General features: G+C 36.5%; 21 protein-coding genes. 1 reads left to right on the top strand and 20 read right to left on the bottom strand.

The genetic code is table 11. From position 1 onward, the window contains the following. Window positions 1-8 precede the first annotated feature (8 nt). From MHH69_RS00930 to MHH69_RS00845, 18 genes are all read right to left on the bottom strand, one after another. Window positions 9-698, bottom strand: coding sequence for a GNAT family N-acetyltransferase (locus tag MHH69_RS00930; RefSeq protein WP_122971793.1), 690 nt, complete (start codon window positions 696-698; stop codon window positions 9-11). A gap of 1 nt (window position 699) precedes the next feature. Continuing rightward, window positions 700-1,818, bottom strand: a complete 1,119-nt coding sequence (locus tag MHH69_RS00925; protein ID WP_122971792.1) for a mandelate racemase/muconate lactonizing enzyme family protein — start codon at window positions 1,816-1,818, stop codon at window positions 700-702. 16 nt (window positions 1,819-1,834) lie between these two features. Continuing rightward, window positions 1,835-2,965, bottom strand: a complete 1,131-nt coding sequence (locus MHH69_RS00920; protein ID WP_122971791.1) for an amidohydrolase — start codon at window positions 2,963-2,965, stop codon at window positions 1,835-1,837. 162 nt (window positions 2,966-3,127) lie between these two features. Continuing rightward, window positions 3,128-3,271 (bottom strand): hypothetical protein, encoded by a 144-nt coding sequence (locus MHH69_RS00915; RefSeq protein WP_158599686.1) that lies wholly within the window; start codon window positions 3,269-3,271, stop codon window positions 3,128-3,130. Between the two features lie 192 nt (window positions 3,272-3,463). After that, a complete protein-coding gene (locus tag MHH69_RS00910; RefSeq protein ID WP_241559303.1) occupies window positions 3,464-4,315 on the bottom strand; it encodes a PhnE/PtxC family ABC transporter permease in 852 nt (283 codons plus the stop codon). After that, the gene (locus MHH69_RS00905) at window positions 4,315-5,106 is read right to left on the bottom strand and encodes a PhnE/PtxC family ABC transporter permease (protein WP_341361498.1); all 792 of its coding nucleotides are present in this window, start codon (window positions 5,104-5,106) and stop codon (window positions 4,315-4,317) included. Before MHH69_RS00905 ends, MHH69_RS00910 begins: the two co-directional genes overlap by 1 nt. Before the next feature lie 15 nt (window positions 5,107-5,121). Continuing rightward, window positions 5,122-5,955: a phosphonate ABC transporter ATP-binding protein gene (phnC, locus tag MHH69_RS00900; RefSeq protein ID WP_341361497.1), complete on the bottom strand. Its 834-nt coding sequence runs from the start codon at window positions 5,953-5,955 to the stop codon at window positions 5,122-5,124. A 105-nt stretch (window positions 5,956-6,060) separates the two neighbouring features. Then, a complete protein-coding gene (locus tag MHH69_RS00895) occupies window positions 6,061-7,167 on the bottom strand; it encodes a PhnD/SsuA/transferrin family substrate-binding protein (protein WP_122971788.1) in 1,107 nt (368 codons plus the stop codon). A 114-nt stretch (window positions 7,168-7,281) separates the two neighbouring features. Continuing rightward, entirely contained in the window at window positions 7,282-8,100 is an 819-nt protein-coding gene (locus MHH69_RS00890; RefSeq protein ID WP_338322895.1) for a PHP domain-containing protein, read from the bottom strand. Further along, entirely contained in the window at window positions 8,084-8,782 is a 699-nt protein-coding gene (locus MHH69_RS00885) for a phosphonate C-P lyase system protein PhnL (protein WP_122971786.1), read from the bottom strand. The genes MHH69_RS00890 and MHH69_RS00885 overlap by 17 nt, the downstream gene beginning before the upstream one ends. A gap of 15 nt (window positions 8,783-8,797) precedes the next feature. After that, window positions 8,798-9,973: a phosphonate metabolism protein PhnM gene (gene phnM, locus MHH69_RS00880; RefSeq protein ID WP_122971785.1), complete on the bottom strand. Its 1,176-nt coding sequence runs from the start codon at window positions 9,971-9,973 to the stop codon at window positions 8,798-8,800. Between the two features lie 11 nt (window positions 9,974-9,984). After that, a complete protein-coding gene (locus tag MHH69_RS00875; protein WP_445954556.1) occupies window positions 9,985-10,821 on the bottom strand; it encodes an ATP-binding cassette domain-containing protein in 837 nt (278 codons plus the stop codon). After that, window positions 10,811-11,662 (bottom strand): alpha-D-ribose 1-methylphosphonate 5-phosphate C-P-lyase PhnJ, encoded by an 852-nt coding sequence (locus MHH69_RS00870; protein WP_122971783.1) that lies wholly within the window; start codon window positions 11,660-11,662, stop codon window positions 10,811-10,813. The genes MHH69_RS00875 and MHH69_RS00870 overlap by 11 nt, the downstream gene beginning before the upstream one ends. Beyond that, window positions 11,655-12,746 (bottom strand): carbon-phosphorus lyase complex subunit PhnI, encoded by a 1,092-nt coding sequence (locus MHH69_RS00865; RefSeq protein ID WP_122971782.1) that lies wholly within the window; start codon window positions 12,744-12,746, stop codon window positions 11,655-11,657. Before MHH69_RS00865 ends, MHH69_RS00870 begins: the two co-directional genes overlap by 8 nt. Before the next feature lie 2 nt (window positions 12,747-12,748). Next, on the bottom strand, window positions 12,749-13,312 hold the full coding sequence (phnH, locus tag MHH69_RS00860; protein ID WP_122971781.1) for a phosphonate C-P lyase system protein PhnH: 564 nt from the start codon (window positions 13,310-13,312) through the stop codon (window positions 12,749-12,751). A 12-nt stretch (window positions 13,313-13,324) separates the two neighbouring features. Beyond that, on the bottom strand, window positions 13,325-13,747 hold the full coding sequence (gene phnG / locus MHH69_RS00855; protein WP_341361496.1) for a phosphonate C-P lyase system protein PhnG: 423 nt from the start codon (window positions 13,745-13,747) through the stop codon (window positions 13,325-13,327). A gap of 98 nt (window positions 13,748-13,845) precedes the next feature. After that, a complete protein-coding gene (locus MHH69_RS00850) occupies window positions 13,846-14,577 on the bottom strand; it encodes a GntR family transcriptional regulator (protein ID WP_341361495.1) in 732 nt (243 codons plus the stop codon). 73 nt (window positions 14,578-14,650) lie between these two features. Then, complete coding sequence (locus tag MHH69_RS00845; protein WP_341361494.1) at window positions 14,651-15,187, bottom strand: 5' nucleotidase, NT5C type; 537 nt, start codon at window positions 15,185-15,187, stop codon at window positions 14,651-14,653. A 252-nt stretch (window positions 15,188-15,439) separates the two neighbouring features. Between MHH69_RS00845 and MHH69_RS00840 the strand changes: the two genes are divergently transcribed. Continuing rightward, window positions 15,440-17,008 (top strand): IS1182 family transposase, encoded by a 1,569-nt coding sequence (locus MHH69_RS00840; RefSeq protein ID WP_169187918.1) that lies wholly within the window; start codon window positions 15,440-15,442, stop codon window positions 17,006-17,008. Between the two features lie 106 nt (window positions 17,009-17,114). On the opposite strand, the gene MHH69_RS00835 is transcribed toward MHH69_RS00840, so the two are convergent. Next, the gene (locus MHH69_RS00835; RefSeq protein WP_341361493.1) at window positions 17,115-19,178 is read right to left on the bottom strand and encodes a TRAP transporter permease; all 2,064 of its coding nucleotides are present in this window, start codon (window positions 19,176-19,178) and stop codon (window positions 17,115-17,117) included. Continuing rightward, window positions 19,168-19,683, bottom strand: coding sequence for a DUF1850 domain-containing protein (locus MHH69_RS00830; RefSeq protein ID WP_341361492.1), 516 nt, complete (start codon window positions 19,681-19,683; stop codon window positions 19,168-19,170). The genes MHH69_RS00835 and MHH69_RS00830 overlap by 11 nt, the downstream gene beginning before the upstream one ends. Window positions 19,684-19,687 lie beyond the last annotated feature (4 nt).

The raw sequence follows: 19,687 nt of genomic DNA, 5'->3' as shown, positions 1-19,687 counted from the left end.
TGCACTTTTTATCTTTTCTTCTTGTAAATAACTACCCAATCATTTTCTAACGATTTCATTGCAACCCCTATAAATCCTTCTTGTATAAGCCTTTGTTGAGTTTCTATATCGCCCATCGAAATCGTTACCGGTTCATCTTCATAGATTGGTTCTTCACGTAAGTCTAAAGCAAAAACATAACGTAATTTCCCACCATAAATATATTTTAAAGCAACTATATAAAACCCTTGGGCAAATTTATCTTTTAAACTCGCAATATTATAAGGCATGACGGTTGCCGCTAGATAATCATATTGATTCATATCGATTTGTCGCATAATCACCTTCGCTAATGTTTTTTGTAAACCATACCCTCGATAATCGGGATGGACGTTGGATATTTCTTGATAAAGAACTCGTTTCAAATCTGATTCATCTACTAATCCAATATCATATCCTAAATGTTTTTCATCGATTTTTGGAGCTACTACTGCACGGAATGCGATTAATGTCTCCCCAACAAATGCACCGATGATTAATCCACTACCTTCGAGCATAACTAAAAATTCTTCTTCAGATAACGGTTGTAGAATGTCTTTATTAGGCAAGGCATCATAAACAACCTCTTGCAAATCAAGTACTTTTGGCAAATGACTTTTATCGAGTACTTTCACAAAAAATGGTTGCTTGTCCAACAAGCCTTCATAAATTCTATTCACCCTACTCACCTACTTTGTCCGAATGTTGGGTAAGTTGGGTAAGTATTGCTTCATTCACCTCTACACCTAAACCAGGACGTTCATTTAATTGAATAAATGGAATGATATAGCTTTTCTTTAAATCTCCTAAATCTTGAGAGAACTTAACAGGACCAGTCAATTCCACACTTTTTATAATTTTCTTTGAGAAAGCTACATGGAAACCTGCTGCTGAGCCAATTGAAGATTCAACCATTGATCCAACTTGACATTCGATCCCTGCCATCTCAGCCATATTAGCAAGTTTCATTGCAGGGTATATACCACCGCACTTCATTAACTTAATATTGATTTTATCGGCCGCTCGTTTCGCAATAATTTCTCGCATGTCGTGCATATCACGAATTCCTTCATCAATCATAATTGGTACTGTAGATTTTGCCTTAATTTCCACCATAGCATCGATATCATCTTGTAATACCGGTTGCTCTAACCAATCAATTCCTAACCCTTCCAAATGACGTACAGCTTGAAGGGTATTGGCGCTATTCACCCAGCCTTGGTTCACATCTACGCGAATGGCGATTTCTTCTCCGACGCGTTCACGAACCGCTTTAATTCGCTTTACATCACCAGCAACATCCACACCGACTTTCATTTTAAATGACCGATAACCTTCATTCACCTTTTCTTCGGCTTCATCCGCCATTTTGTCTGGATCATCGATACTTAATACGTGGGTTACTGGGAATTTTTCATGATAACGTCCACCTAATAATTGATAAACAGGAACTCCTAATTTTTTTCCTACTACATCAAAACAAGCAATATCGATAGCTGCTTTAGCAGCAGGTGCTTTGTGTACCTTTTTATCCATCATTTCATGAATTTTTTCAAATTCCATTGGATTTTGACCAATGATAGATGGTGCCAACGTATACTTCAACATAGCATAAGTAGAGTCAGGTGTTTCCCCAGTAATATGTTCATCTGGAACACATTCTCCCCAACCTACAAGGCCACATTCGGTTGTCAATTTTACGATAATTGATTGAATATGAGGGTAAGTAGCGTAACTAATAATGAACGGTTTAATTAAAGGTAAATTTACTGCAAAAATTTCAATTTGTTTAATTTTCATTATTCTAAACTTCCTTTTATCTCTCTTTAGTCGTTATCCTTTTTGCTGCATTGCTTAGTAAAGTTGTTAATACATTTGCTCCTGTAATCAACGCCTCTTTATTGAACGTCATTTTAGGGTGGTGTAATCCAGGTGCTAAATCTGCCCCGATACCGATCATTGTCGCTTTTAAATGGGGACGTAAAACAGTATAGTAATGGAAATCATCGCTCCCTGGTGTGGAAATTGGTTGCTCTAAGCATTCCATCCCTAGCGACTCGATAATGGAAGCTTTCGCCATTTCCATTGCTTCCGCAGAAACTTCTGCTCCCGGCGTTTTATCAACCCAATCCCAACAAATCTTCACTCCAAACATGTCACCTATCGACTTAAACCCTCCCTCGATTCGTTGTTGAATTTCGTCCAAAACTGCATTCTTTTGGGCACGTACATCCATCGAGAAAGTCGCATTTCCAGGAATAATGTTTGTGCTTCCTCCATCCGCGACGATTTTTGTCAGCTTCGCACTATATACTTCAAAAGGATTAATATAAATATTCTTTAACATCTGTTGGATTGCAAAAATAACATCTATTGCATTTTTTCCTTGGTGCGGTCTGGCACCATGGGCATCTATCCCATGAATGGAACCATTCAAAAATAACGCTGCCCCATGGTGAATAGCAGGGGTAATTTTCCCAAGAGGTAATTCTTCTATTGGACGTAAATGAACTCCGAACAAGTGCGATACATCATCTACAACTCCACGTTTGACCATTTCAATTGCTCCACCGCCTGTTTCTTCGGCCGGTTGAAAAATAAATCGAATTCGTTTATTTAAAGGTTGATCCTTTAACTGAAGGAGTGCACCTAAAACGATAGAAATATTCGCATCATGTCCACAAGAATGGTTCGCACGCATTTCTCCATCTACTTCTTGCCATAATGCATCAATATCTGCCCTTATTGCAATCACTTCTTTTCCTTGACCGATTTCAGCAACAAGACCCGTTAAATCAGAAAATAATTTATAATTGACTCCCATTTCATCTAAAATCGATGCAATTTTTTTAGTCGTCTCTACTTCTTTCCAACTAACTTCTGGATTTTCATGAAAATGCTCAAACCATCCATAGATAACTTCTTCGTATGTTCTAACCTGACCCATGTTTTCGCACCTCGATTTTCAATTCACTTATTCTATTATACATAACCACCTTATAAATATTAACCGCTTCTGCCTACCAATCAAAATTAAGAGAAAGGAAGGAGATGATATGTAATAAAAAAACGACAAATTCCTTAAAGGATTTGTCGCCGCCAACAGATTTTATAAATCGGAGAAGAACCCAGGTGGATATTCTTCGTAATGATTTGATTCCTCATCTATACTTTCTTCCATTTCGTCAAATTCTATTTCTAATTTCTCATCCAATAAATAAGTTTCAAACCTAGATAATAATAAATTATTCACCTTGTGCAACACTCCTTAGTTTGAATTTTCAGATATTTTATATCATACACAGTTTACCCTTCAAATACAACAAGATACTGTTAAATATGCAATAAAAGTATTAAAACAATCTCAATTTGCGATAAATGATTTCCACAATGATTTGAACGTAAAAAAATCCCCCTTTTATAGAGGGACTTCAACCATTCCTTTTTATGATTTACTTCCTATTAATTTATTTTTAATACGGATGGAAATGAACTCTAAAATAAGCGCAATAAGTAATGCGAAATAAGTAATCATCCCTACTTCATGTAAATCATAATAGAAGCTTGATGCCATAAACAACTCAAATCCAATACCACCTGCAGCCGCAGCCGCTCCCATCGCGATTGCTACACCATAGTTTGTTTCAAAGCGAAGGAATGTCCAGGACACCATATAAGACGAAGTTTGGGGTAACACAACATGTACGATAATGTGCCACCATTTTGCTCCAGTCGCACGTAATGCTTCAATCATTCCTTGATCAATCTCTTCAAAGGACTCGGCATAGGCTTTTGTTAAATAGGCAATGGTATGTAACGTCATCCCTAAGATTGCCGCCACACTACCTAGCCCCGCTACGATAGCAAAGATTAATACCCATAATACGGTAGGTACCGCGCGAATAAAGGAGTTAAAAGCAATAATGATATTCGAAATGTAGGAAGGCATTAAATTTTTTGCACTTAGTATCGCTAAGAAAAAGGAAATTACTGCACCAATTAATGTAGATAAAAAGGCCAATGCTAACGTAATTAAAATTTGATATAACGCTGCACTTATCGTAACTTGACTTAAAGCTGGCTGTAAAAACATCATTTTTAAATTGTCTAAAGTATAGAAAATAGCCGTTTGTATATCAATCGCGCCATATTCTAAAAAAAATGGTGCTACAATCGTAAATAGAACGAGAAAGCTTAAAATAGAGTGCAACACAAAATTTGAACGATTAAACGTCTTTATTTGAATCTTGCCATTTCGCACCTTAATATTACTCTGCATGGATGAGGTAGCCTGCATTATAAAATGAGCCTCCTAACTTTATTTGAAATAAATTCAATAGTAATAACGACCACAATGATACAAATGGTAATTAAACCTACTGTTTCATAATCGAGTCGTTTATAATACAAATCGAACAAATAACCTATCCCAGTACCCGTTAATAACCCAACAAGGGTAGCACTTCTAATATTTGTATCAATCATGAAAAATAACCAACTGACCATTTGCGGCAAACTTTCAGGAAGTACCCCTCGGAAAACCATTTGGAAATATGTAGCCCCTGTCGCGTTCAATGCTTCAACAGATTCCATACTTGCTTCGTCTATAGTTTCGATAAACGCACGAACTAAAAAACCAAAAGTAGTAAAGAATAGCGCAAAATAACCTGTTACAACATTATGACCGAAGGAAATGACGAGCACTAATGCCCATGCCACGACCGGAATGTTTCGGAATACAGATGCAATAAATCGTGAAAATACTGCAAGGGGTTGATTTACTTTCGTTGTTTTCGATCCAAATAAAGCGAAGAACAGTGCAAACAAACCAGCTGTTGTTGTTGAAATAATTGATAATACAATCGTTTCCCATAGTTTCGCTAATACTTTAGAGAAATTTTCCATCGCTTCAGCACCAGGAATTAAATTCGCGGCCATCCAAGCAATCGTTCCAGGTATAGATTGAAATCCTTCAACAAAATTAAAATCGGTTATCATCGAAGTCCCCATCGTAATGAGTAACATGATGAGTAACACTAAGGTCATATGAATTTTCTTTTTTTTAATTACATCAAGACGATTTTCCATTACTTTTGCACCGTCCTATTCCAAAATCAAATCTTCAATTTCTGATCCATAAATGTCACGGATAGCAGCGTTCGAAAGCTTTTCAGGTATACCATCGTAGACAATTTTCCCTTTATTTAACCCAATTACTCGATCAGAATATTTCAACGCTACATCGACTTGATGAAGATTGACTAATACGGTAATCCCCATCGTTTCACAAATATCCTTTAAATGATCCATGATGACCTTTGAAGCATTCGGATCGAGGGAAGCAATCGGTTCATCGCAAAGCAGTAGCTTTGGTTGTTGTACTAATGCTCTTGCAATTCCGACACGTTGCTTTTGCCCACCACTTAATTGATCGCATCGTTTATAGGCAAATTCTTTCATACCGAGTTTGTCCAAAATCGTTAATGCTAGCTCCTTTTCCTCTTCTGAAAAAAGACTAAACACACCTTGTATGGTCGATTTATAACCGAATCTCCCATGTAACACGTTCTCAAAAACAGTTAATCGTGATACTAAATTATAATGTTGAAACACCATGCCGATTTTCGAACGTTGTTTTCGTAAATCTGCCTTTTTTAAAGAGGTCATCTCAGTATTATCAAACACAATACTTCCACTTGTTGGGTCAATCATTCGATTAATGCATCTTAGAAAAGTTGATTTCCCAGCACCAGATGGGCCAATGATTGAAATAAACTCCCCTTGTTTTAATTCCATTTGAATATCTTGAAGAACAGGTGTGCCGCGATTATAACTTTTAAATAAATCTTGGACTTTTAAAATGACTTCGCCCTTCTGGACTTTTTTTGAAATCTCGGCTTTCGAAATGATTGGCTCCTTATTCAAAACCTGTTGCATTGTGACAACTCCTTTTTATTAACTCAAGCTTCTTTTAAACATCATAATAATTTTTAAAAAGAGAACTTATAAAGGTTTATAAGCTCTCTCTTTTCTTCTCAAAAATTATTTTGATAATTCACGGATTGGATCGAACCAATCGTCTTCAGCAGTTACAAATCGTTCATTTCCACCTTCAGATTTTTCGAATAAACCAGGTGTTTCAGATCCTTCTGGAACAAAAATTTCCTCATTGTTTGTAGTTTCATCAGAAGTAAATGCTTCTTCTAATGCCGTAATTTCCTCTGGGGAAAGTACAGACTCATTTACTACGAACGGAGCGTTTAATACTGGTGTTACAGAAATTAATGTAAATTCTTTACCAGTTAAATTGTTGAATGGAGCTGCTGCATCATCTTTTACTTTATAAACAGCACCTGGTGTATTAGCTTCCCCTTCTACTAATTCCACATAGTTTGATACACATGTATCACAGAAAGCAGAAACGTCAGAACGTTCCATTAACATGTTGACAGCGGAACCTTGGTGTGAATCACCAAATAATACTTCTGGGAATAAATCGTTCGATTCTGCTAAATCTTCTGCCGTTAAATCTTTGTACTCTTCTTGCTCTCCAAAGTGACTAATGATCGCTTCGGAAGGTACTTTAAATCCTGATGTTGATGAAGCTGATACGAACGAGAAACGTTTACCAGCAATTTTATTTATATCGAATTCGCCATTTGTTTTATATTCTTCGGCTTTATCTTTTGGTACTGCTAACCAGCTATAATATACTGCGTCATCAAGAGTTCCAGATGCACCAGATGGAACGACTAAAGGTTGTACGTCTGAACTTTTTTCATTTGCTTCGATATAACCTTGAGCTCCCATAAAGGCAACATGAGCATTGCCGTTTGCAATCGTTTCAATTGCAATCGCATAGTCTGTAGTTAATTTATGTTCTACTTCACGGCCTGTAGCTTCAGAAATTAATGAACCTAATGCATCACGGGCTGCTTTTAATTCGTTGCCCGACTCATTTGGATACCAAACAACCGTTAAGGGTTCGTCACTTTTTGAAGTTTCTTCGTTACTTGCATTTTCTTGATTACTTGATGTTTCATCATTTGCATTAGCATTGTCAGTATTTGCAGCCTCGGAGTTACAACCAACTAAGGCTAAAACTGCTAAAATACTCATGAAAATAATAGCAACAAACTTTTTCTTCATTTTAATCTCCCTTTAATTTCATAGTTTTTTGTAGATTGTATTCTACACAAATTATTAAAACACATATTTATCGGTTGAAAAGCAGTCTCCAAAACACTTAACAATTATTAACATCTATTTAATAAACGGGACATGCTCTATACTTTCCACTATATAATTTTCGCTATTTAAAACCGCGCCGTAACGCCCATGGTCATCAGAACCGCCCGTTAAAAATAGATTGTAATCTCGTGCAATTTTTACAATTCTATTAACTTGTTCTTCATTATGATCTGGATGAATAGATTCCACCCCTTTTAATCCATAGGGTACTAGTTCCTCTGCTATATCATAAGAATTCAATTGGCCTGGGTGAGCGACAACTGCGTACCCACCATCTGCTCCAATTGCTTTAACTGCTTCAAAGGCATCTAAATAGTCTATATCCCCGGAAGCTACCCCATTTCCTTTAAACAACGATTTATATAATGTCTGGTACTGTTTGGAAGTATATGGGCTATTTGTAAGAGCGTTCATAATATGTTGTTTATAAAGTACGCCTCCCTCTTTAACATAGGCCATAACCTGTTCTTCCGTAATATCGTATCCAGCAGATATAATTTGCTTTAACTGCCATAACGAATGCTCATGTCGTCTTTGCAAAAGTCGATCACACAACGCTTTAATATGATGATTTTGTTTGAAATCGTAGCCTAATATATGAACCTTTCGTTTTCTTTTGAAATCATAGGCTGAGATTTCAATACCCGGAATAAATTGAATATCATATTCTTTTGAAACCTTAAAGGCTTGTTCAATATGATCAGTCGTATCATGATCCACAATACTAATATGCGTTAAACCTTTATCCCTCGCCTTTTGAAATAACTCTTCAATCGTATCCGCACCATCTGAATAGGTGCTATGCATATGAAGGTCAATTTTCAACTGCATTCACCACCGCTTTTTGCATTGTAAATACTTCATCACATAAGCCGTCCATAAATTCTAAATCGTGGAAAATTCCGATTAACGTTGTTCCTTGTTGCTTTAATTTTTCGATTGATTCCCTTACCTTTAACTTTGAAACATCGTCTAGACTGGCTGTCGGTTCATCTAACAATAATAAACGGGGCTTTTTTATAACAGCTCTCGCGATATTGAGACGTAATTTTTCCCCACCTGAAAAGTAATTCGGGTAATTATTCCATAATGATTCATCTAAATCGAAATGTTTTAATGTTGCTTTTGCTTCTTTTATCGCCTGTTCGCTGTTCATTCCTGCTTCTAACGCAGATTGCTCGACCAGTTCAAATGCTGTTGTTCTCGGCATGACGGATAAAAATTGGGAAACGTATCCAATTTCATATTTTCGTAAATGAATCATTTCCCGAGGGGTAGCAGTTAAGATATTCATTTTCCCAAACTCTTCCGACTCATAATAAATAGCACCTGCCTGGGGCTGATACGTGCCGTATATACTTTTAAGAATTGTTGATTTCCCACTTCCACTTTTACCAACGATTCCTAGAAAGTGACCTTTTTTCACCGTAAACGAAATATCTTCAATTGCATGTAACCTTTTATTTAAATGATGAATTGTAAAATACTTTTGTAAACTCTCGACTTGTATCATAAACAACCCTCCCTTTTAACGATAATTTGTTTGCATAATCACTTTTCCATCAACCATTGTCGTTGTAATGGTCGGATATCCGTCGTCCAATTGCTCAATAATCAATAAATCCGCCTTCTTATTTTCTTCAATCGATCCAATTAAATGTCCTAAATTAACTGCACGGGCCGGATTGATCGTTACTAATTGGAATAGATAATGTAAATCTTCTTCGTACTTTTTGTTCATTTCAAAAATGCTGTGGAGCATTGCCGGAGGATAGTAGTCACTGCAAATAATATCGATTACCCTTGCTTGAATCGCCTCTGCTGCACTTAAATTTCCTGAATGGGAACCGCCAAGTAAAATATTTGGCGCACCAGCTATTGTTTGAAGTCCTATTGTCTTTGCTGCCTTTGCCACATCCAACGTAATAGGAAACTCACTTATCGTCGTTCCATAGGATTTAACAAGTTTTAATTTTTCAACTTCATCATCATCATGGGAAGCAACCGCAATATTTCTTTCTAACGCTAACTTACAAATTTCCTCTATTTGATCTAACGTTATTTTTTCTTTTTCAATTTGGCTTTCGATTAACGTATCCGCCTCTTGCTCCGTCATATTTCGATAACCGCGCATAATTTGTTTATAGATTTCAAGATTACGATATTGCCCTTGCCCTGGAGTGTGGTCCATAAATGATAAAAGATGTACTTTATCGTCTTGAATATTTTCAATCAACACCGGTAATTGATCTAAACAATCAATTTCAAAACGTGCATGTAAACGGTGACGAATTAAATGCTGACTTTGGTGGGAGTCATTGATGGCATTAACACATTTTTGAACATTTTCTGGATTTCGAATCGCTTTATGGGAGTATTTATCATCACCGTAATAGGATAAAGAGTGGAAAATCGTCGTAATCCCATGGGTCATTAAAATACGTTCACTTTCCCGCAACCCTAATGTCATATCCATCATCGAATTAGGGCGAGGTGATACAATTGTTTCAATATAATCAGAATGAATGTCCACAAAGCCTGGGGAAATGTATCCTCCGTTGGCATTCATTACAACGGCATCCGGATATTGCTCGACTTCTTTTTCATGAATAATTTTCGAGATGATATCATTTTCCACAACGATTGCATGATGCTTTAACATCTCTTTTTCAGTAACGATCGTGCCATTGGTTAATATGAACATAACGACGCCTCCTAAAGTAATGAGTAAACAAGTTGCTGTGTATAAGCATGTTGTGGGTCTTCTAAAATTTGATCTGTTAAGCCTTCTTCAATGATTTGTCCATTTAACATAACGACCGTTCGATCTGCTAGCATACGAATGACTGCTAAATCATGGGATACGACAATCATTGAGATTTGCATTACTCGTTGTATCGTTTTAATCAAATCTAGAACAGCTGCTTGAACCGATAAATCCAAGCCCGTTGTCACTTCATCTAGCAAAAGAATTGGTGGATTACTAGATAATGCCTTTGCGATTTGGACCCGTTGTTGCATACCGCCAGAGAAATTTTTAGGTGGTTCTTTACTTCTCTTAATCAAAATATTTACTTTGTCTAATAACTCATTACTTCGATCTACCATTTGTTCTACATTGCGATTGCCCGCTGCTATTTGTTTTTCTGCAATATTGCTAATAGATGAAAAGTCCATCTTTAAGCCTAGCATCGGATTTTGATAAACCATTCCTAATAATGAGTTGCGAATAAATCTTTTCTGCTGCCCAGACTGGGTAAAAATATTTTCTTTCCCGTTAAAATAATCCGTTAAATAGCCTTCCCCAGTTGTTATTTCTTCATCGAAGTATAAACATTTCATCAATGTAGACTTACCACTACCACTTTCACCAACAATCCCTAAAATTTCACCCCGGTGTAGATCGATGGAAATATTTTTACATGCATAGACCGTTTTACAAACCGGACAGAAGTTTCTTTCTAACTTTGCATCTTCTTGTTGGCAATAAGAACACCCTTCACCGTATTGCTTCGATAAATTTTTTATTTGTAAAATTGGTTTATCGAACATGAACAGTCCCCCGCTTCTCTAAATATTCCTGCATAAAGCTCGTATCATTACATAAATAATACGTTTCTCCCGTTTGCTCATCGGTTAATTCATCTAGGAATACATCGGTTAATCCAGTAACTTTACATGCCTTCCCTTCAAATTTTTCAATTTCAAAAGGATAATCATCAAAGGCTAACGATTCTACCTTTGTATAAGGAGGTACTGCATAAATTTTCTTCTCTCGGCCTGCTCCAAAGAGAATGAGGGCGTCACTATTATGAATTTTTGGATTATCAAATCGGGGAATTGGACTCGGATTCATTACATAACGATCATGTACTAATACCGGATAATCCGCCCCTTGAGACGTTTGGTTATAGCGCATAATTTGCTCAAATAGTAACAACCACGCTCCACTATATTCCTTTTCCGCATGAAGCTGTTTTGTTTTGAACTCACTTCGCTCCACTGAACGAAGGGGTTCTGGCTCAGGAACTTGCAAAATCATAATTTGATCACTTCTTAATGGCACTTCCGGTATTCGGTGGCGGGACTGAATTAAAGTTGCTTCCTTTGTATGGATCGTTGTTTCAATTCCTGTTGTACCTTGCACTAATTTCTTTATATTAACGGCATTCACTGACTCATCAGAACCTTGGTCAATGACTTTTAACACATCACTTTGTCCAACTAGGGCAAGAGTAATTTGAAGTCCTCCCGTCCCCCATCCCCGACCAATAGGCATTTCCCTTGAAGCAAAAGGAACTTGATAACCAGGGATAGCCACTCCCTTTAAAACCGCTCGTCTTATTTCTTTTTTAGATTGCTCATCTAAAAATGCGAAAGGAAACTTATTCATTCGTGACACCTTCCCTTTTAATTTTCCGGATTTGCTCCAATTTCGATTGGAACGTTACATAATGAGGTAACTTCAAATGTGAGATAAATCCAGTTGATTCCACCGTATCCACGTGAAGGAGAACAAATTCCTCATCATGAATTGGCGTGTTTTCCGGGTTTTCTAATGCATGATCTAATATCGACATGGCAATTGCTTTCGTTTCGTTTTGACCAAAACAAGCACCGTAACCGATATCAAACTCTAAAACTTCTTTACCATCTTCACTGATATTAGCCGGAATGAACGACTCAACTTCCGTTAATTTAATTGAACCAATGTAATATTCATCTCCGTCTTCATCTAATGCAATATGAATCGGTTGATAACCTACCCGTACTTCCCCGACATTTGGATGGGAAGATCCGTAGCCTCGCAAACCAGCATAGCCAAGGGAAGTCACCGATCCAGTTTGACCACGAGTTAAAATTTGAAGACGTTCGCTTCGACTACTTGGAAAAGTTAAGCTTTCCTTCGTGATATCATCAGGTTCTTCGTCGTTTAAGGGAAATTCATTAATAAGTCCTTCTTTTCGTAAATAATCCATTACTTTAGGTAGTTTTTCTAAAGTTAACGAACTTTCCTCAGGTACTTCGATTGCCTCGAATTCTGCTTTTTTTCTTAAGACGTCTTGTTCTGTTTCCTCTACTAAAGAAAAATCTAGTAAGCGATGCAAATAGTCGTGGGATGCCCCTAGAATTTGACCTCCTGGTATATCTTTAAAACTCGCTGATATACGACGAATGACGAACATATCTCTAGCGTCCGTTACAGTAGAATAATATAGTCTTGGTAAAGTAGAGCGGTGGGCTCGTAACAAAAATACTGCCTCTTCTACATTACCTTCACTTTGTTTCATAGCTAATGCGGCAAGACGCTCACTATAAAGACTGCTTTCTGACATCACTTGATCTAAGAAACCTCGCATTGTTGCTTTAATCGATTCAACATCAATGAATTTCCCTTCTTTAATACGTTCATAGGTTAAATGTTGAAGGGAAGCCTCGATCGCTTCCTGTCCACCTGTTACTGCTACATACCCCATCTTTACTTCACCTCCGTTACCTTTGTCGTTCTTGGTAGTGCCATCCCATAGCCATTTCGGTCAATAAATAGAACATCAATACCAAGGGGATATTCAACATTTAATTCATCTCTTATTTTTAGAAAACCCTTAGAAATATCCGCATGAATGACCGTTTTATCTTTAATGCCTGGCCCCATTAATTCCAGCTGTATTCCATCCATTAAATTGTCGACTTCAAAAAATAACGTTGCTGACTTTTGCGGATCCAAAAGATTTCCTTTTTTCGCTACTTTTAGATGCGCAATCTCATCGGAACATACTGTATTCGGAATAATAATAAAATCTGCTTCTTCTACTTTTGCTTCGTGACTTCCTGTATAAGCTTGAATCGATTGACCAACCTTCTTTTCACCTATTACTGCATACGTTACTTCGCCATCTAAAAGGGTTTGGCAAACAAGTACTGTTTGCGAATATAAAGGAGATAGTTCATTCGGACTCTGTTCCAACTGAAGAATCTTCCCGGGAAAGGTCATGGCCTCCAAAATTTTTCGGAATGTACGTTGTGTACGATGTTCATCCATTTGTACTCCTCCTTAAATTTTCATTGTTTCGAAATTAACTTTTGTCCGCTCGATGGAACATTTTAATTGCTGTAATTGTTGTTGATATCGTTGTTGTAGCTTTTCAAACTCCCTTTGCCAATTTAGGGTCTCGGGTAAATTCTCTTTATAAGCCGCATCAACTATCGCTAATGCCCGGGATAATTCTTGATCCTCTTCCATCACAATGCCGATTCCAAAGCTTTCGTTAATTTTCACTTTTGTTTCTGTTACTAATACTTCTCCTATATAAAATAATGATTGTTGTGCCGATTCTCGCATCTTAATCATCGTTAAGCCTAATGTTGGTGCTTGAATTTCTTCCACTTGATACTTTGTTGAAATTTCTTTTGCAAATTGAATCGCTTCTTTTCTTCCTACTTCAATTAATAGTTTTGTTCTTAAAGCTCTTTTCATCTCTTGCACCCCTTTCAATGCAAATGTATCTTGTCGCCAAGTAGAAGACCATTAAGCTAGTGTGAAGTTTTTGTAAAAAGGGAAAAAGGATGCCTCTTTTAACAGAGACATCCTTTTTCTTTTCGAGTATTCGTTAATTGGAAGGAGAAGCGGTCGCTTCGATATAATATTTCCGTATATTCTAATTGAACATTTTCATCTTTATTCCAGTTGTCCGATTCAACTAAAATAATAGGAACTAAATTTTCACAGTGAAGCATCATTCGTTCATACTTACCTGGAAAAATAGTTGAAAGTCTTGTAAATGAACTTTCGAAGTTTTCGATACCGTGGGTTTTATAAAATTGGTAAATGGAGGATAATTGACTGCGTTCTTTTTTTATTTCAGGAAAAAGATCCGCGTTAACATAAGAACGGTGGATAGCAGCAGGTTCACCATCCACAAAACGTAATCTCTCAATAATATAAAGGGTTTTACAATGAGCAAATTCTATATGGGGATATTCCAAATTAGACATTTCAATTTGCTCCAGCCTTGTTAAAACAGACTTATAATCCTTCGTTTGCTGCTTCATTTTTTCACTAAAACTAACATCCCCAGTTAAAACGATATCTAGTAATTTTCGTTTCGGTTTAACAAAATGACCAATCCCTTGTTTGGATTCAATCATCCCCATTTGTTCTAAATCTAAGTATACGTCTCGGATTCTTTTACGGGGGATAGAAAATTTTGCAGCTAATTTGTTTTCACTCGGTAATTTAAGCCCTTCCTCGCAATGACAATTTTGAATTTTTTCTAATAAATAGTCCCGCACATCGATGTTATCCATAATTTCACCTCAATCTCTTCCTTCTAACCTACATGAATGGGATTAAAATTTGGTGAACAATGTCAATACTCTTTTATTGCTTTACTGGCAAAAATAATGTTCGAATTTCTTGCCAATTATGAACACGTTTAAATTCCGTGCAATATTCATTGTAGCTTTGAGAATATAAAATCCCTTCCCCTGTAAAGGATTGAAGTTGCTTTACATTGTCATCGATTAAATAATCTGCTATTACGACCTTTTTATCTCCACAGAATATAAAGTAGGCTGGGTCTAAAAACGGAAAATGTTCTAATAACCATTCATATTTAGCATTGAAGCAACCTGGCACATCCATAGCCGCTGTCGCAATATAAATTTCATAGTGTTCACTCAGTTCTTTTAATACAGGTACAGCGTCCTTATCTTCTAATTCGAAATCTCTGAAAAAATCAGGTTCATTGATCATTAAATAGAACTGATTAGCTAGTTCAGGATATTGGGCTTCGATTTTTGCTACGTCAAACTCTTCTTTAGAAACGGGAATATTAAAACGCTCTTGAAAAGCTTTTGTCGCTTTGCCTAGAAAATCCGCTATCACTTGATCCATATCAACTGCAATACTCTTCATAAATACCTCCAAATGTTCGTTTTAATCTTAGTGTAAAGTAAGCCGATGATGAAAAACAATGCAATCTCTATCTATTTACAGAAAAATAATTTCTTTTACATTCCATAAAAAAAGAGGCTGGGAAATGAAAAGCCGGTGAAATTTTACGATAAGTAAAATTTCACCGGCTTTGATTATTTTAAATAAAAAATAAGGACCACTTCTGATAAAATTAAGTCACCACAACAAAATTATACAGAAAGAAGGATCCTTATGTTTAAAGATTATAACATGAATCAACTCGTTTTGCCTTTAGATTTAGAAGTAAAATTACAAAATAATGATATTGCTTTCCATATCCATCATCTAGTTGAAAGTATCCCTCATGAAGCGTTCGAACCATTTCTACGAAATGAGGGGTGTCCTGCCTATCATCCACGTATGATGCTTAAAATTATCTTATGTGCCTATACACAATCTATCTTCTCAGGACGGAAAATTGAAGCCCTATTAAAAGACAGTATCCGAATGATGTGGCTAGCCCAAGGATATGAACCAAGCTACCGTACAATCAACCGATTCCGTATTCAACCAGAAGTGAAAGATTTAATTCGTCAATGTTTCGTTCAATTCCGTTGCCAATTGATTGAAGAAAAGCTTATTGATCAAGAAGCGATTTTTATCGATGGTACAAAAATTGAAGCAAATGCGAATAAATTTACGTTTGTTTGGAAGAAAACCATTGAAAAATATCACCAAAATTTAATTGAAAAGTCAAACCAGCTATACAATGAGCTACTAGAGAGTGAAATCATACCTGAAATTCAACGTGAAAGCGATAAACAGTTATCATTGGAAGAACTCGCTCAATTAGTTCAAAAAGTGGACGATGTCGTAACTGAATATGATAAACAAATTGAAACATCATCAGATGTTCTAGAACGAAAAGCCTTAAGAAATAAACGTAAATACCCGAAACAATTACGCAAGCAGTTGATTGATTTTGTCCTACGTAAACAAAAATACGAAAGAGACTTTGAAATCTTTGGTACACGCAATAGCTATTCTAAGACAGATTCAGATGCGACGTTTATGCGAATGAAAGATGATTATATGCAAAACGGACAATTAAAAGCTGGATATAATGTACAAATCGCAACGGAAGGTCAATATACGCTTGCCTATAGTATATATACAAATCCAACAGATACACGTACGTTAATTCCATTTCTAGATGAGATTGAGCAGCATTATTTTGAGTTACCAAAACACATTGTTGCAGATGCAGGTTACGGTAGTGAACAAAACTTTCATGATATCCTTTCGAATAGAAAACGAGAAGCACTTATTACGTATAGTATGTATTTGAAAGAACAAAAGAAAAAGTATAAACAAAACATATTTAATCCCGATAACTGGACGTATGATGAAGAAACCGATACATATACATGTCCTAATCAAAAACGTCTTGAATTTCAATATTATTCTGTCCGTAATGACCACACAGGCTTCCAACGGAAGCTCAAAATTTACGAGTGTGAAGACTGTTCGGGATGCCCATTCCGTTCATCGTGTACCAAAGCTAAAGAAGGCAACAATCGAAAATTAATGGTAAATGAAAAATGGGAACAGCAAAAAGAATATGTAAGAGCAAAGCTTTCAGAAGAGAAAACAAGTGCCATTTATCGAAGACGCAAAATCGATGTGGAACCAGTTTTTGGATTCTTGAAGGCTAATTTGCGTTTCACTCGATTTTCTGTACGAGGAAAATCGAAGGTAGAAAACGAAATGGGCCTCGCATTAATGGCTGTGAATTTAAGAAAATTCACGGCCATTAACTAAAGAAAAAAAGAATTTACATACAAAAATAGAGAAAGGTGAATTTGAGTTTCCTCAAATTCACCTTTCTCACTATTTGAAGCTAGTTATGTCCCAGCCTCTCTATTTTTTAATTTGTCGCTGTTCCTAATCGATCTGGTTTATTTCCTTTATTTTTTGTTGCTATTTGAATAAAGAACATAATACCGAATACGACTAATCCGATAATGTCAGACATTGATTCCGGATAAACCATCGCTAGTCCCGCGGCAATAATAATTAATCGTTCTAACAAATTAATAGAACGGTACCAATAGCCGATAACTCCCGCTCCTATTGCAATCATTCCAAGCATTGCTGTAATGACTAACCAAGCAACTTCCCAGAACGTCACATCGATCATTAGAAGAGATGGTGAGTAAACAATCATATATGGAATAATGAATGCCGCGATCGCTAGTTTTGCTGAGTGAACCCCTGTTTTAATTGGATCTCCACCTGATATACCCGATGCTGCAAAGGCCGCCAGTGCAACTGGTGGAGTAATGTCTGCAATAATACCAAAGTAGAATACAAAGAAATGAGCAGCTAATACTACTGTAATCGGCACTAATGCTTGAGAAACATCAGGTGCTAGAAGCGTAATAATCGCCGGTGCTGCAATCGTCGATGTAATAACATAGTTCGCTGTTGTTGGTGCACCCATCCCCAAAATAAGGGATGCAATCATAACAAAGAACAATGTTAAGAAAATACGTCCGCCTGCTAAATCTACTAAACTATTTGCTAAGCTTAAACCTAGACCAGTTTTAACAACTACCCCTACAATAATACCAGCACAAGCTGTTGCAGCGGCAACCGATAAAGCTGTGCGAGCTCCATCTACTAAAGCATCGATAATTTCGCGAATGCCAAACTTCACATCTTTGTTGAAGAAACCGACGATGATACACGCAATAATACCATATAACGCAGAATGGATTACTGGTACACCGAACATCATAATGACAACAATTAATGCAATCGGAATTAATAAATAAAGTTTTTTCCAAATCATTTTTCGATCTGGCATTTCATCATCTGTAAGACCACGTAAGCCAAGACGTTTAGCTTCGAAATGGGTCATAATCCAGATCCCTGCAAAATAAAGTATCGCTGGAATAATTGCGGCTTTTGCGATATCCCAATAAGTAATACCGCGTCCGATAAATTCAACCATTAAAAAGGCAGCAGCACCCATAATTGGAGGCATGATTTGCCCCCCTGTAGAAGAAGCTGCTTCTACGGCACCAGCAAAATCTTTTTTATATCCTAGTTTTTTCATTAGCGGAATCGTATAAGCACCTGAAGTAACAACGTTTGCTACCGAACTTCCTGAAATCGTCCCTTGCAAGGCAGATGAGAAAATAGCTACTTTTGCAGGTCCACCAATTAATTTCCCTGCTACCGCAATCGCTAAATCATTAAAGTACTCCCCTACCCCTGTTTTTACAAGGAAAGCACCAAAAAGTAAGAAGGCAAAAATATATGTTGCCGAAACACTAATCGGCGTACCTAAAATACCATCCGTTGAGTAGTACATTAAATTAACTAGTTGGTCTAATGATTGACCTCGATGGGCAAAAATATCTGGCATATATTGTCCATAAATTGCGTAGGCCAAAAATAAAACAGCAATAATCGCTATCGGTAATCCAACTGAACGTCTAGCAGCCTCTAATACTAATAAAATTACAATTAAACCGACGATAAAGTCCATTTGCGTAATTGTTCCAAGGCTTGTTACTAAACGGTCATAATTAATTGTCCAATAAGCTCCTGTTACAGCAGCTACTATAGCCAAGATATAATCATAAAATGGTATCGTATCTTTTCTTCCCTTTTTACGAGAAGGAAATAGTAAAAATACGAATGTTAAACCAAATCCTAAATGGATAGAACGTTGGATATAAGCAGTAAATTGCCCGAAAATAGCCGTATATAACTGGAATAGGGAGAAGGCAAGAAGCCCAATAAAAATAACCCATTTCATAATACCGGCAATTTTTCGCATATTCGCTTCTGTATCATACTTCTCAATCAACTCTTGTTGTTGTTCCTCTGATAATACATCGATATGCTCTGTGGCAAGCTGTTTATCTTTCAATGGGTCGATTGATTCACTAGTTGTTTGATGTTTTACATCACTTTTCATATACCATCACAGCTCCTCTCAGCTTGTCGAATAAAGATATTGTCTTCACTTCAAATAAATAAGAACTCCCTCGATGCAGCGATTTTTTCATGTTATACGTTTGTCCGTCGTAAACAAAATTTAAGTCCATATCGATGTCTCCAATATAAATCGTGAAATTATCTAATATTTTATTTTTGTATGCTAATTTGTATTTACCATTTTCATAACTTAACGTTTGATCTTCCTCTGCATGAGCCGGCATCCCAACGGCAACATCTTCATATTCCATTGAATGAAGTTTTATTTGATTGTTCTCCGTTATTTCATAAGATTCTAATACATCCGTTAAATGGATAGAATGAGTAAAACGAATATTAAACTTTTGTTCTTTGGAAACATTTATGTAATACACTTCTGGATTATTCGTCCGTGTTTCTTCAAAGGAAAACACAGGGTAAAGCGGTGAAAAGAAAAAAATAATCCCTATCACTAATACAATTAAGAATAGATGCGCCCGTTTCATTTAA

The sequence above is a fragment of the Ureibacillus sp. FSL E2-3493 genome (assembly GCF_038077515.1).
GTDB classification, from domain to species: Bacteria; Bacillota; Bacilli; order Bacillales_A; family Planococcaceae; genus Ureibacillus; species Ureibacillus halotolerans.
This window is presented reverse-complemented; position numbering and strand designations above follow the sequence as displayed.